The sequence below is a fragment of the Photobacterium alginatilyticum genome (genome assembly GCF_009910675.1).
In the GTDB taxonomy this organism is placed as follows: domain Bacteria; phylum Pseudomonadota; class Gammaproteobacteria; order Enterobacterales; family Vibrionaceae; genus Photobacterium; species Photobacterium alginatilyticum.
The window spans coordinates 38,923-52,011 of sequence record NZ_RSEJ01000018.1; the positions used below are offsets into that span (position 1 = coordinate 38,923).

Consider the following 13,089-nt stretch of genomic DNA (forward strand, 5'->3'; position numbering starts at 1 on the left):
CGATGGAGTTAATGAACCTGCCACTGTTATCTCTATTAATTGCTCTGCCACTTGCTGGTGCTATGCTGCTGGTAACCCTACCTGGCACTATTATCGGCCCCATTCTTACACGCTGGCTAGCCTTAGTTTTTGCCACTGGTGAATTACTGCTGGCGGTCTTGCTGCTCTGGTCATTTGACAGCAGCAGTCACCAAATGCAGTTTCTTGAAAGCCACACTTGGATTTCCGCTCTCAATATCCATTACACCCTCGGCGTCGACGGCTTCAGTATCCTGTTTATCTTTCTGACAGCCTTGGTTGGCTGGGTCTGTGTGGTCGCTTCCTGGCGGGCAATACAACACCGCGTCAGGCAGTTTATGGCCAGCCTTCTGGTGATGCAGGCACTCATGCTGGGAGTATTCTGCGCGCTGGATCTTTTTCTGTTCTATATATTTTGGGAGGCGATGCTGATCCCTATGTATCTGATCATTGGGGTTTGGGGAGGTGACAACCGTCTCTACGCTACCTTGAAGTTCTTTCTCTACACCTTGGCGGGCAGCATCTTCTTCTTAATCGGGGTTATTGTGCTCTATCTGGCCGGTGGTAACAGCTTTGATATTCAATACCTCGCCCAGCAGAACTATAGTCTTGAGCTACAACGCTGGATATTTGTCGCCTTTTTCTTCGGGTTTGCCGTCAAAGTCCCTATGTTCCCTTTCCATACCTGGCTACCCGATGCCCATGTCGAAGCCCCAACGGCTGGTAGTATTATTCTTGCCGGAGTACTGCTGAAAATGGGCGCTTATGGATTTATCCGCTTCTCTCTGCCAATCCTGCCCGATGCCAGTCAATTCTTCGCGCCTGTAATAGCCACTCTGTCGGTCATTGCCATCATCTATGGCGGTTTTCTGGCACTGGCGCAAGATGATCTGAAAAAGCTGGTGGCCTACTCCAGTATCAGCCACATGGGATTTGTCACCCTGGGCCTCTTTACGTTCAACAGCCAAGGGATCAAAGGGGCCATCTTGCAAATGTTCAACCACGGCATTGTCACCAGCGCCCTTTTCCTGATGGTCGGCCTGATTTACGAACGAACCCACTCGCGCTCAATCGCTGATTACGGTGGCCTGATGAAAGTGCTGCCTGTCTATACCGTCTTTTTCGCCATCTTTGTGCTGGCATCCATGGCGCTGCCCGGCACTAACTCTTTCATTGGTGAACTGTTTGTCCTTGCCGGAGCCTTCAGCTCGATGCCGGTATTTGGCGGGCTGGCCATCATCGGCGCGGCCCTGAGCGCCATTTACCTTCTGAGTATGTACAAACGGGTAGCGCTGGGGCCACTCAATAACCCTAAGCTCAAAACGTTCAATGACATCAACCTCAGAGAATTCAGCGCCATTGCTGCACTGCTGATTTTTGTCTTCTGGATAGGGCTACACCCCTTACCCTTCCTTGCCCTGATGGATGCCAGCGTTAATGAATTGCTCAGACAGATAGCACCACAAACACATGCCGCTTTGACACAATCAGTTCTTGCTGCGCCTTCTCTCACTGACTTTAGAGGGGGCTAGGCATGGACATCACTGCAATCCTCCAGTCTCTCTATGCCAGCAGTGCCGAACTCATTCTGCTTGTATTTGCCTGTGGACTTTTGCTGACACCGCTCGTCAGTCCCAAGATAAACACGGAGGCTATTGCCTACCTGTCAATTCTGGCCATTATCCTCGCGGCAGTCGCCAACGCCTATACACCGCAGGGGATGTCCAGTTTCAATGAAATGTTCATCCTGGACTCAAGCGCGCTTTTCTTTAAATATCTGTTCTATCTCACAACCATATTGGTGATTCTGCTGTCCATCGGCTACCTAAAGCTCAAGCAGATCCGACACAGCGAATACTATGTGTTCTTGCTGTTTGCCCTTTGCGGCATGATGCTGATGGTATCAGGTACCGATTTGCTTTCGGTCTACGTCGGTATCGAACTCGTCGCCCTCGCAACCTATATTCTGACCGGCTTCCTCCGCCATCAGACAGACTCCACCGAGGCGGCGCTCAAGTATGTTATTCTCGGCGCACTCTCCTCAGCCATTCTGCTCTATGGTATTTCCCTGTTTTATGGTCTGACGGGCACCACCCAGTTGCAGCAAATCGCCACAGCATTATCTGGCACAGCCACAACGGCAGAAGACAACCTCGATAACACAAGCTTGATCTTGGCAACGGCCTTCTTGCTTGCCGGCTTCGGTTTTAAAGTGGCTGCCGTCCCCTTCCATATGTGGCAGCCGGATGTCTATCAGGGGGCCCCCACTCCCATCACGGCGTTTTTATCTGTCGGCCCCAAAATTGCCGGCATTGCGGTACTGATGCGGGTGTTCATGATGAGCTTTGCCGAGCAGCAGATTATCTGGGAACAACTGCTGACTGCTATCGCTATTGTCACTATGATCACAGGCAGCCTCGTTGCCCTGGTGCAAAGCAACATCAAGCGACTGTTAGCCTATTCCAGCATCAGCCATGTCGGCTTTATCCTGCTTGGTTTTCTCACATCAACAACCGACGGTTTCTATGCCATCGTGTTTTATTTGTCTGCTTACGCCTTTATAAATCTTGGCGCGTTTGCCGTCATCATCGCACTGTATTCGAGCAATCAGGACAATGAGGACATTGATGACTACAGCGGACTTGTTCATCATCGTCCCTGGCTGGCAACTATCATGGCGCTGTTTATGTTTTCATTGGCAGGGATCCCGCCAACTAGCGGATTTATTGCCAAGTTCAACATCATCATGGCGCTGCTCAGCCATCAACACGCAGCACTAGCCATACTGGCTGTGATATTCAGTGTGGTGTCAGCCTACTACTACATTCGAATCGTGCTGGTTATGTTTATGAAACCGGCTCAACAAAAATTTGCCCCAGCATATTCAGTTCATCTAGTCATAGTTCTGGCAACAACTGCCACCATCACGCTTGGGCTTGGTCTGTATCCCGCTCCTCTGATCGATATCATTCGCCAGCTTTCACCCTAGCATCATCTTGGCTTGGTATCGCCTTAGCTTGGATATATCGGGTATAAATAAAAGCGGGAGCCAAAAGGCTCCCGCTTTGAAAAAACAGTGAATGCAAAATGAGATTAGATATCTCGTTTGAGTTCCTGAGGAATACCCGTTTGTCGCACCAACGCCGAGCTTAAGCGTTCTTCGGCATCTTGATCCCCTTCAATTTTATTAAGCAGAGATTTTGTGGCTTTCACCGGCTTATGGGTACCTACCTGCTCCTCGGAGCGTGACAGCGGCTGGTGAACTTCAACATATAAGGAGCCATCCGGCTCAACGGTTTTCTTCAAGGGTTGGTTAATAACCTGAACGGCAGTTCCCTTTGGCACTTGGTTGAACAGCCACTCGATATCCCATGGATTCATTCGGATACACCCCGAACTCACTCGCATCCCGATACCAAAGTCTTTATTGGTGCCATGAATCAGATACTGCCCCTTACCATAGGAAAGACGCATTGCATATTCACCCAACGGGTTTTCAGGACCAGCAGGCACGACAGCCGGTAACTCGATATCATGCTTCTCGCGGTATTCTTTACGAATATTGGCCGTAGGCGTCCAGGTCGGATTTTCGATTTTCTGGCTAACCGTGGTCGACATCTTAGGCGTTTCTCGTCCTACCCTGCCAATACCGATCGGGAATACATACATCCGCTCTTTGTCATCTGCCGGGAAATAGTACAGGCGCAATTCGGCCAGGTTGATCACAATCCCATCGCGCTTAACATCAGGCAGTATCAGCTGAGTCGGGATTGTCAGTAATGTACCGGGATCAGGCAGGAAGGGATCGACCCCTTTGTTTGCCTCCATCATGGCCAGGAAGCCGACATCATATCGATTGGCGATATCCGCCAGACTGTCGCCTTCATTAACCTGGTAGTACTCCATAGTGCCTACCAGCTTGCTATCGCCATCCGGGCGCTGATATTCAATGGCATTGGCCGACAATGATGTCAGGCAGGCTAGCGATAAGAGAAATGAGCGAAACACAAAACACCTCCATCCGAAGTACTATTTAGTATGGCAAACATGGGAATGTCATCGTATTTCTACTGCCGTATTCTCACGAATAAGACAATACAACTTTTTCTGTAACAGAAGCTCCCAATTCATAACCCCAGATTCTACATACCTTACCTGAATGCTTCGTCATCATTGCGTCAAAAAAAGGGCGGAGTCATAACGACTTCGCCCTTTTGTTGCTTTTTTCACCACTCGCCATTTATGAGTTAAGCATATTGCGCAGTCACCATCTTCCATGACTTACGCTGCTCATCCAGCAGACGCTTCATTTCGGCATACTGCTGAACAAACTCAAAGCTTTCATAGTGCTTGACCAGTCGCTTCTTCTTAAGCTCAATCATCCGTTTCTGCGCTGCATAATAATCCGATATTTTCAGCATCAGAGCCTCGTATTCTTCCTCCAGTCGCTCCAGGCACACTGCGCTATTGGGTGCACTCGCCAACTTGGCCTGAAGCCGTTTGAGTAACATTGTTGCTCTGGCCTTCTCAATCTTATCCTCCGGGCAGGTACGCAGATTCTTGGCGAAACCCAGCCAGGAGCAAGATTTAATCAGCCACTTGGTCGGATCAAACTGCCACCAGCGAATCCCGTTGCGGTAATCGTTTTCGAAGATATGGTGATAGTTGTGATAGCCCTCGCCAAAGGTCAGAAAGGCAAGGAAACCATTGTCTCGGGCCGTATTTTTGTCGGTATACGGCTGGCTGCCCCAGATATGGGCCAGCGAGTTGATGAAAAAAGTGGTGTGGTGGCTCAGCACCAGGCGGACGACCCCAACCAGCAACAAGGCCCCCCAGACATCACCATGAATAAGCCCGAACAACAAAGGAATACCTACGTTGGTGGCAATAGCCAATGGCACATAATACTTGTGCTGCCACATCACAATCTTGTCTTTCTGCAAATCACGGCAGTTCGAGTAATCACTATAGCGAGAGGCCTGATACTCTCTTAGCATCCAGCCGATATGGCTATAGAAAAAACCCATTTTTGCGGAGTAAGGGTCTTTGTCGTTGTTATCGACATGGCGATGATGAACGCGGTGATCTGACGACCAGTGCAAAATACTGTTCTGCAGGGCAAAGGCTCCACCGATAGCAAAAATAAAACGCATCACCGCATTAGCTTCATAAGCCTTGTGTGACCACAAGCGATGATAGCCGGCTGTAATTGACAAACCGCAGTAGCTAAATGCCACCAGCAGCATTACGACTTGCATCCAGTCAAAGCCTACGTAGAAGGCATAAAGAGGGGCTCCTAATGCGGCAATTGCAAATGTTACTGAAAAAATAACCACATTTAGCCAAATGATTGGTGGTCTGTTGGTCGACATCCTATAACCTTAAAATAACTATTCAGCTTACATGTGTTCGCTAGAATAATCAGCCATTCTTTCAAGGTCAACGATAAATTACGCATTTTGTAAACAAATACCACAACAGCGTCACACTTGTTACAAAATCACCTCATCGTGACTTTGCCAGCAAGATTCTGCATCTTGCCAGGGTTTAGATATACGTTTGGGTATACACTAACAATGAGTGGCCATGGAGATAACGACTATGAATCCCCTATCTTCATTCAATATGGATCGACATCAGCGTATCGTGGTTGATACTGCGAGCCAGCCCTGGCTTGCCTCTCCGTCTGCCGGCGTCTGGCGTATTCCACTAGAGCGAGAAGCAGCGGAAAGCGGGCAGGTAACCAGCCTTGTACGCTATGACCCCAACACGCATTTTCCGGCACACTTTCACCCCAACGGCGAAGAAATATTCGTCATCGACGGCATCTTTCAGGATGAATATGGCTGTTACCCCGCCGGAACCTATATCCGTAACCCGCCGGGCTCCTGCCATGCCCCCGGCAGCGACGGTGGTTGCCTGCTGTATGTCAAACTGAATATGTTTCCGGAACATGACGCCGAAGTTTTTCGCCTTGATACCCACAACGCAATGTGGCAACCCGGAATCGATAACAGACTATCGACCTTGCCGCTACACGGGTACGGTCAGGAAAAAACAATTTTATTGAAATGGCAGCCCGATTCGGCTTTTTCTCTCCACCAGCATGACGGCGGAGAAGAAATCTTTATTCTGTCGGGCGACTTTTTTGATGAACAGGGGCACTATGAAAGGGGAACCTGGATCCGCTACCCTGCAGGTAGCTCACATCAGCCATCAACAAAAAACGGCTGCCTGATGCTAATGAAAACTGGTCACCTGCCTCTTTAGGCGAGAAACTTAATCCCGACAGCCTCGAACCTGGCGTCAGTGCTCTGGAAGTCAGAGCTCGCCGGGCGATAATAGCCTGCAGGCATCCGTTCGGTCAGGCCCGCCGCTTTTAGCTTCTGGAACTCCTCCCGGGTCAAGACGGTGTATTCAAGGTGTTCATCGAGCAAAGACTGAAGGGACTCGAGGTTCAGCTCGTCATCTCTCACCAGTTCTTTGAGCTTGCCTGTTAACACAGCAAACGGCAAGCGCGGTTCCCGTACCAGCTGTTTTCTGTCTGCTATCTGGCTGGCCGCTTTAGAACGTACACCGTGCTCAAATATTTGTGTCCAATCAGCTTTTCCCTGCCGGGTAACCAACTGATAACGGTAGCAATAATAGCCTTCAAAAAAAGTACTGAGATAGTGAAACCGTTCGGCATGCGCTTCAAGGAAGATATGCTGAAGCTCAAGATGGGCGTTGAATTGGTATAAGTCACTCATGGTTAATACGGTATTGGGAGAAACGCAGCAGTTTATATCACAAAAAAACCGCTACGTTCATCAAGACATTATAAATTTACCCTGATCCCGATAGCGCCTTCGAACTCCACGCTCGATTCACTCTGTATGTACCAGGTAGGACCGCCCTCGGCATACAAGTGAAACTTATCGTAAGGGATAACTAGTCCAGCACCGGCTCTTGGCCCCCATTCATGCTTGTCATCATCGACCCACTGCAGCCCGGTATAGATGTAGAACGGCGAATACAGTGTACCGCGGCTCAAGTCGCTGACATTCCATAATGCATCCGCAGTCAGGCTAAGAGTATCAAGCCCCACAGAAAACTGTAATTCCTCTCGGTACTTAACAGTAACCCCGGAAGTCGGGCTACCGACATAAACGCCTGCTGCCAAAGGTGAACCCGCTGCCGTGGCCGTGACGGGTAACGCTAATAATGAAGAAAGTAATATCGCTCGTTTGTACATCCCTAATCCCTAAACGAAGGTGTTTCATTTGCACCGCGCAACATAACCTCTTCTTTCATAAAATCAAAGAATAATATTGTGAAATTTAGTATCGATTTGTCAGGTCTACTTTCCCATCAGCCAATTACTATAATTTTAATTACACCAAAGGAAGATTATGCTTATCAAGAAAACACCTCGCTGGGCGCTCAAGGAAAGCGATGCCACCCCGGAGACGGTCTATCACCAGCGTCGCGATATATTAAAAAAGCTAGGTATCACCCTTGTCGGCATGCCAATCGCCACCCAGACCAATGCCGGACTGTTTGACGCCTTTACCGGCAAAGACAAACCCGCAGCGAAAGACAGCCGCCGCCAGCTGGTGACCAAACCATCACAGTACTCGGACAAAAAGCTTTCGCTAACGCCTGAAAGCAAAATCCTCCAGTACAATAATTTTTACGAGTTCGGTACCGACAAGTCAGATCCCGCTGCTCGTGCTGCCAACTTTCAGACCAACCCGTGGACCGTAGAGATTGACGGTTTGGTACATCGCCCGCTCACCCTGGGTTACGAAGATATTTTCAGCAAGTTCACTCTTGAAGAGCGTATTTACCGACTACGCTGTGTTGAAGCCTGGTCAATGAACGTTCCTTGGATTGGCTTCCCGTTGGCGGAGTTGCTGAAAAAAGCCAATCCGATGAGCAAGGCAAAATACGTTGCATTCGAAACCCTGTACGATCCCAAACGTATGCCGGGACAAGCTTCCCGCAGGCTCGGAGGCGGTATTGACTACCCATATGTCGAGGGACTCAGAATCGATGAGGCCATGAACCCGCTGGCACTCATATCGGTTGGTCTTTATGGCAAGACCCTGGCACCGCAGAATGGCGCTCCGCTCCGTCTGGTCGTGCCTTGGAAATACGGCTTTAAGAGCATCAAGTCAGTTGTCCGAATTACCCTGACAGACAAAGAGCCTCCGACAACATGGAACCGCCTCGCACCGCATGAATACGGCTTCTATGCCAACGTCAATCCGAAAGTCGATCATCCGCGCTGGAGCCAGGCCAGTGAACGCTTCATCGGCGAGGGAAGCTTGTTCAGTAGCAGACGCCAGCCAACGCTGATGTTTAATGGCTATGCCGATGAAGTGGCCGGGCTATACAAAGGCATGGATCTCAAAAAACAGTACTAGTCAGCCATAGAAAGCAACATTGAGGAAAAATGCGAATGAAAATCACGCCTCGACACATCACAGGGCTTAAGGTCATTATTCATCTGGTAAGCCTAAGCTTTCTGGCCATGATGATAGCCCAGACATTGACCGGCGGGCTCGGGGCCGTTCCTGTCGAGGGGCTGAGTCACTTTACCGGCAAGGCGGCCTTGAATACCCTGATGATTACCTTGCTTATCTCACCGATTGCCCGCCGTTTTAAAATGGGGCAACTGGTCAAGGTTCGTCGCCTGGTTGGCCTGTACAGCTTTTTCTGGGCAGCGATTCATCTGCTGGTTTATCTGGCGCTGGATCTCAGCTTCGACGTCTCATTGCTGGCAAGCGAAATCGTTGACCGGCCATATCTGACTGTCGGCGCAATCAGCTGGCTCATCCTGTTTGCCCTTGCTGTTACCTCCACACAGGGTATGCAACGGCGGCTCGGGCCGAAATGGCAAAAAATACACAACTGGGTTTATCTGGCGCTGCTGCTGGCTCCAATCCACTATTACTGGTCGGTAAAATCCGGTCTTGCCGAACCGGCTATCTATATTGCTGGCGCATTGATCTTACTGGCATTTCGTCACAAGACATTCAGGCGCTGGTTACCAGCCATCCCCTATATCAATCGCACAACATCAAGCCGTTCATAACGTTATATCTATCACTAGATCAAAGAAGTCGCTATTTTGCGTCTTCTTTGATCACTAAACACTTGAAAAACCGTAAGGGAAAATGTTTTTTTCTGGTACGATTAGGCTTTGTGATAGTCGGTATTATCAGTCTGGAATCCACCACATCATTTTTCTGGGCTGAGCAAGTGGTATTGTGTTATGGGGCGTTTCGTTCTTGGTCAGTGATCTTCTTTCAGTCAGCATCCATCAGTTCAAGGCTGACTGCTTGCAGTTGTGCGAGCAACATTATCCAACCGTCCATAACCGGGGAATGCGTGGAAACCACTTGGGCAAAACTTTATGCCGTCGAATCATGTCGACGCTAAGCAAAGCCGATATTCCTGCCGAGCTGCACCAGTGTCATCAGGATGATACACTTGAACAGCCAATCTTCCGTATTGAGACCGCCGATTTTAACCTGTGGATTATTGCCCACCGCCTGGTCAGTGCCAATCTGGCTCGCCGTGAAGCACTGGTTCAGTCTGTCAATACTGCCTGCCAGCAAATCGATGAGAACAAGCAACATCACCTGCTGATCGTATCCGACCATTGGTTTGACCGCAGCAAGGCCAGCAAAGAAATCCCTGCCTGGTGGCTGGGCCAGTTACCCGTCAACGTCAATGATTATCTGGCCGATGGGATCCGCCTGCAAGAGTGTGCCAACACCCTGCCCCATTGCCTGCAGCATCAGTATCTGTTATCCGGTGGGCACCACCAGATCCATCATCCGCTCAAGCGCAACGGCAGTGATAAAACCGTACACCGCTACCTTCTCCTCACAGCTTATTACCAACTTCAATAGCAAACGATAGCCAATAAAGTGATCGCTGCGATAACTCATATCGCCCTTCATCCTTTACTATAGCGGCACCTTCAGTGTTATATTTTTGTTGAATAAGACGTTACATGACAGCATCCAGCACGGCTTCCCATTTATCGCTGCGGAATGACTCTATCTTCCGGCTCTTTATTCGCTATACCATGCCCACCATCGCAGCCATGTTGGTAACCGGCATTTATGTTGCCATCGACGGCATGTTCGTCGGCCATTTCATTGGCGAGAGAGGCCTCGCCGGGATCATGCTCGGCTACCCTATCGGCTCGACGCTCTATGCGGTTGGCGCATTAATTGGCATGGGCGCATCAGCCTTGGTTTCCATCAGGCTAGGCGAAGGCCACACCGACAAGGCGAGAATGATCGTCGGCAATGCCCTGTCTCTCAGTCTTCTCGCCGCAGTGCTGATCTGTACCCTGGGCATTATCTACGGCAAGCCCCTCCTGATCTGGCTGGGAGCAGAAGGCGAAATCCTTCAAATGGCTTCCGACTACCTGTTCTGGTATTTTGCTCTTGGTGCCTTTCCTGTCATCTCTATGGCATTTTCCTCCCTATTGCGTAATGACGGCCAGCCAAACCGCGTCACGCTGATCATGATTTTTGGTGGCGTGCTCAATGTTGTGCTCGACTGGCTCTTCATTGTTGTCTTCCCATTTGAGCTGACGGGCGCGGCTATCGCGACCATGCTCTCGCAGGCTGCAACAAGCCTGTTATGCCTGCAGCACTTTTTCAGTCCCAAAACCACGCTTCGCATCCATTGGGAAACACTGAAGCTAAAGTGGGATACCACTATCCAAATCATTCGTCTGGGTTTTTCCAGCCTGTTGATGTATCTCTACTTATCCGTCGTACTCACCTTGCACAACAAAGCCTTCCTGTGGGTCGGGGATGCACTTCACGTGGCTGCATACGGCATCGTCAGCTACACAGAAGCGTTTTTCTACCTGATCTTTGAAGGGATTGCACTAGGGATCCAGCCTATCACCAGCTATAACACCGGCGCCGGGCAAACTGAGCGTGTTGTCAAAGTCCGTAACCTGGCATTTACCGTCACTTTGTTGTTTGCTTTATTTGGGGTTGCCATGCTTTACAGCTTCCCTGAATATGTGGTGTACCTGTTTGCCGGTGAGAACCCGACCCTCCAGCCGGAAGCAGTGAACGGCATGCAGCTCTATTTCTGGGGGCTGCCAATGGAAGGCTTGCTGCTTGTCGGCGCGACATATTTCCAGTCCATCAACCGTGCCAAAGAAGCCTCACTATTAACTGGCGGCAAGCTGATCCTGATTACCATGTTTATCTTCACCCTGGCCAACGTTGCCGGTGTCAATGGTGTCTGGATAGCTTTACCTCTGTGCAGTTCGCTCCTCACCGCCTGGATGATTTTTGCCTTGCGCCGGACATAAGCCATTTAGCCAAATGGGCAGAAATGCCACAGTGCAAACGTTTAGCTGCGTCATATGGCGCTGTTTTCTTACACAAAACAAATTTTAACCCGACAAGAAAGGTGACCCTAGTCACATTTGGATAGGTAATTATGCAATACTGATTTTCAATACATGATCTGAGAGTATCATCTGCATACCGTTATCGTTTTTTGGTAGTCATTGATGTTTAAAAAAACACTTATTGCCGTCTCTTTAGCCGCAACTTCTCTCGCCAGCACATCCGCTCTTGCGCTCGAAAAAGTCGACTTGCTGATTAAAAATGCCACTGTCCTGACCATGGATCAGGAGAAAACCGTTTTCGACAATGGATTAGTCGCTGTTAAGGAAAATAAAATCTTCGCCGTTACCGACGGCTCTGATGTCAAAGATTACCTGGCCGCAAAAGTCATCGATGCCAATGGCGATATCGTGTTGCCGGGGCTGATCAATACCCACACCCATGTTTCAATGACGGTCTTCCGCTCCATGGCCGACGATGTGCCCGACCGTCTGCACCGCTATATCTTCCCGCTTGAAAAGAAACTGGTCTCCCGTGACATGGTCCGTATCGGGGCGCAACTGGGTAATGTCGAGATGCTAAAAGGCGGTGTCACTACCTATGCCGACATGTACTATTTCGAGGATGAGGTTGCCAAAACCGTCGATGAAATCGGTATGCGTGCCGTGCTGGGCGAAACAGTGATTAAATTCCCGGTTGCCGATGCTGCCAATGCCGATGAAGGCATCCAGTATGCGCTGAACTTCATCAAAGAATATAAGGATCACCCGCGAATTACGCCGGCCTTTGCCCCGCATGCCCCTTACACCAATACCACCGAAATACTGCAAAAAATAACCAAATTATCGCTTGAACACGATGTGCCGGTAATGATCCACCTTGCCGAGTCAGAGCGAGAAAACCAGGTGATCGCCGAGCGTAGTGGCGGCAAAACACCTGTCGGCTATATGGCTGATATCGGTGCGCTAACACCGAACCTTGTCGGTGCCCATGTGATCAATGTGGACGACAATGATATCGCTCTGCTGAAGAAACATGATGTCGGTATTGCTCACAACATGAGTGCCAATATTAAATCTGCCAAGGGTGTTTCACCGGCACTAAAGATGTTTGACGATGGTCTGCGTATCGGTCTGGGTACTGACGGACCGATGTCAGGAAATACCATCAGTACCATCGATGAATTTAACCAGGTGGCCAAAGTACACAAACTTGTCAATAAAGACCGTGCAGCGATGCCACCAATGAAAGTGATTGAAATGGCGACTATCGGTGCCGCCCGCGCCCTTCACATGGAAGACACCATTGGTTCTCTGGAAACAGGCAAGCTGGCTGATATCATCATCATCGATACCACGGCACCAAACATGGTACCGGTTTACAATCCGTACTCTGCGCTGGTTTACTCGGCCTATGCGACAAACGTCAAGCACACCATTGTTGACGGTAAGCTGCTGATGGAAGACCGTAACATGCTGACCGTCGATGAAGATGCTATTCGCGAAGAAGCCTTGAAGTTCGCCGACAAAGTCCGCAAGACAGTGGTAGAAAGCGGCGAAGTTGTCCAATAACCATATTACTTGCCAGACAACTGGCAATAGATAAATCTAATCAGGGCGGTAGCAATACCGCCCTTTCTTTTTCCACCCTCGCAACGATTTATGTTTTAAACGCGCTCTGTGGTAAAGTGCGA

12 protein-coding genes are annotated in these 13,089 nt (G+C 49.6%); 8 read left to right on the plus strand and 4 right to left on the minus strand.

Features of this window, described 5'->3' with window-relative positions; translation table 11 throughout:
• The first annotated feature begins 2 nt into the window (after positions 1 to 2).
• Positions 3 to 1,550, plus strand: coding sequence for an NADH-quinone oxidoreductase subunit M (locus EIZ48_RS16590; RefSeq protein WP_205298599.1), 1,548 nt, complete (start codon positions 3 to 5; stop codon positions 1,548 to 1,550).
• A gap of 2 nt (positions 1,551 to 1,552) precedes the next feature.
• On the plus strand, positions 1,553 to 3,007 hold the full coding sequence (locus EIZ48_RS16595) for an NADH-quinone oxidoreductase subunit N (protein ID WP_160653674.1): 1,455 nt from the start codon (positions 1,553 to 1,555) through the stop codon (positions 3,005 to 3,007).
• 104 nt (positions 3,008 to 3,111) lie between these two features.
• Here the strand turns inward: EIZ48_RS16595 and EIZ48_RS16600 are convergent, their stop codons facing one another.
• Together EIZ48_RS16600 and EIZ48_RS16605 are read right to left on the minus strand one after the other, a co-directional pair.
• Entirely contained in the window at positions 3,112 to 4,026 is a 915-nt protein-coding gene (locus EIZ48_RS16600; RefSeq protein WP_160653677.1) for a L,D-transpeptidase family protein, read from the minus strand.
• Positions 4,027 to 4,265: 239 nt separating this feature from the next.
• Positions 4,266 to 5,390: an acyl-CoA desaturase gene (locus tag EIZ48_RS16605; RefSeq protein ID WP_160653678.1), complete on the minus strand. Its 1,125-nt coding sequence runs from the start codon at positions 5,388 to 5,390 to the stop codon at positions 4,266 to 4,268.
• Positions 5,391 to 5,619: 229 nt separating this feature from the next.
• Between EIZ48_RS16605 and EIZ48_RS16610 the strand changes: the two genes are divergently transcribed.
• Positions 5,620 to 6,288 (plus strand): cupin domain-containing protein, encoded by a 669-nt coding sequence (locus EIZ48_RS16610; protein ID WP_160653681.1) that lies wholly within the window; start codon positions 5,620 to 5,622, stop codon positions 6,286 to 6,288.
• Here the strand turns inward: EIZ48_RS16610 and EIZ48_RS16615 are convergent.
• Positions 6,285 to 6,767: a hypothetical protein gene (locus EIZ48_RS16615; RefSeq protein ID WP_160653683.1), complete on the minus strand. Its 483-nt coding sequence runs from the start codon at positions 6,765 to 6,767 to the stop codon at positions 6,285 to 6,287. The genes EIZ48_RS16610 and EIZ48_RS16615 overlap by 4 nt on opposite strands.
• Before the next feature lie 68 nt (positions 6,768 to 6,835).
• Entirely contained in the window at positions 6,836 to 7,252 is a 417-nt protein-coding gene (locus EIZ48_RS16620; protein WP_160653685.1) for a hypothetical protein, read from the minus strand.
• A 157-nt stretch (positions 7,253 to 7,409) separates the two neighbouring features.
• On the opposite strand from EIZ48_RS16620, the gene msrP reads away from it, so the two are divergent.
• The 5 genes from msrP to EIZ48_RS16645 all read left to right on the plus strand — a co-directional run bounded on the left by msrP (position 7,410) and on the right by EIZ48_RS16645 (position 12,967).
• Positions 7,410 to 8,426, plus strand: a complete 1,017-nt coding sequence (gene msrP / locus EIZ48_RS16625) for a protein-methionine-sulfoxide reductase catalytic subunit MsrP (protein ID WP_160653688.1) — start codon at positions 7,410 to 7,412, stop codon at positions 8,424 to 8,426.
• Between the two features lie 35 nt (positions 8,427 to 8,461).
• Complete coding sequence (msrQ, locus tag EIZ48_RS16630) at positions 8,462 to 9,097, plus strand: protein-methionine-sulfoxide reductase heme-binding subunit MsrQ (protein WP_192928607.1); 636 nt, start codon at positions 8,462 to 8,464, stop codon at positions 9,095 to 9,097.
• Between the two features lie 175 nt (positions 9,098 to 9,272).
• Positions 9,273 to 9,920: a hypothetical protein gene (locus tag EIZ48_RS16635; RefSeq protein ID WP_338046928.1), complete on the plus strand. Its 648-nt coding sequence runs from the start codon at positions 9,273 to 9,275 to the stop codon at positions 9,918 to 9,920.
• A gap of 104 nt (positions 9,921 to 10,024) precedes the next feature.
• Positions 10,025 to 11,356 carry an MATE family efflux transporter gene (locus EIZ48_RS16640; protein WP_160653694.1) on the plus strand — a complete coding sequence of 444 codons (1,332 nt, stop codon included), beginning with the start codon at positions 10,025 to 10,027 and terminating at the stop codon, positions 11,354 to 11,356.
• Positions 11,357 to 11,557: 201 nt separating this feature from the next.
• Positions 11,558 to 12,967 carry an amidohydrolase gene (locus EIZ48_RS16645; protein ID WP_192928608.1) on the plus strand — a complete coding sequence of 470 codons (1,410 nt, stop codon included), beginning with the start codon at positions 11,558 to 11,560 and terminating at the stop codon, positions 12,965 to 12,967.
• Positions 12,968 to 13,089: the final 122 nt, after the last annotated feature.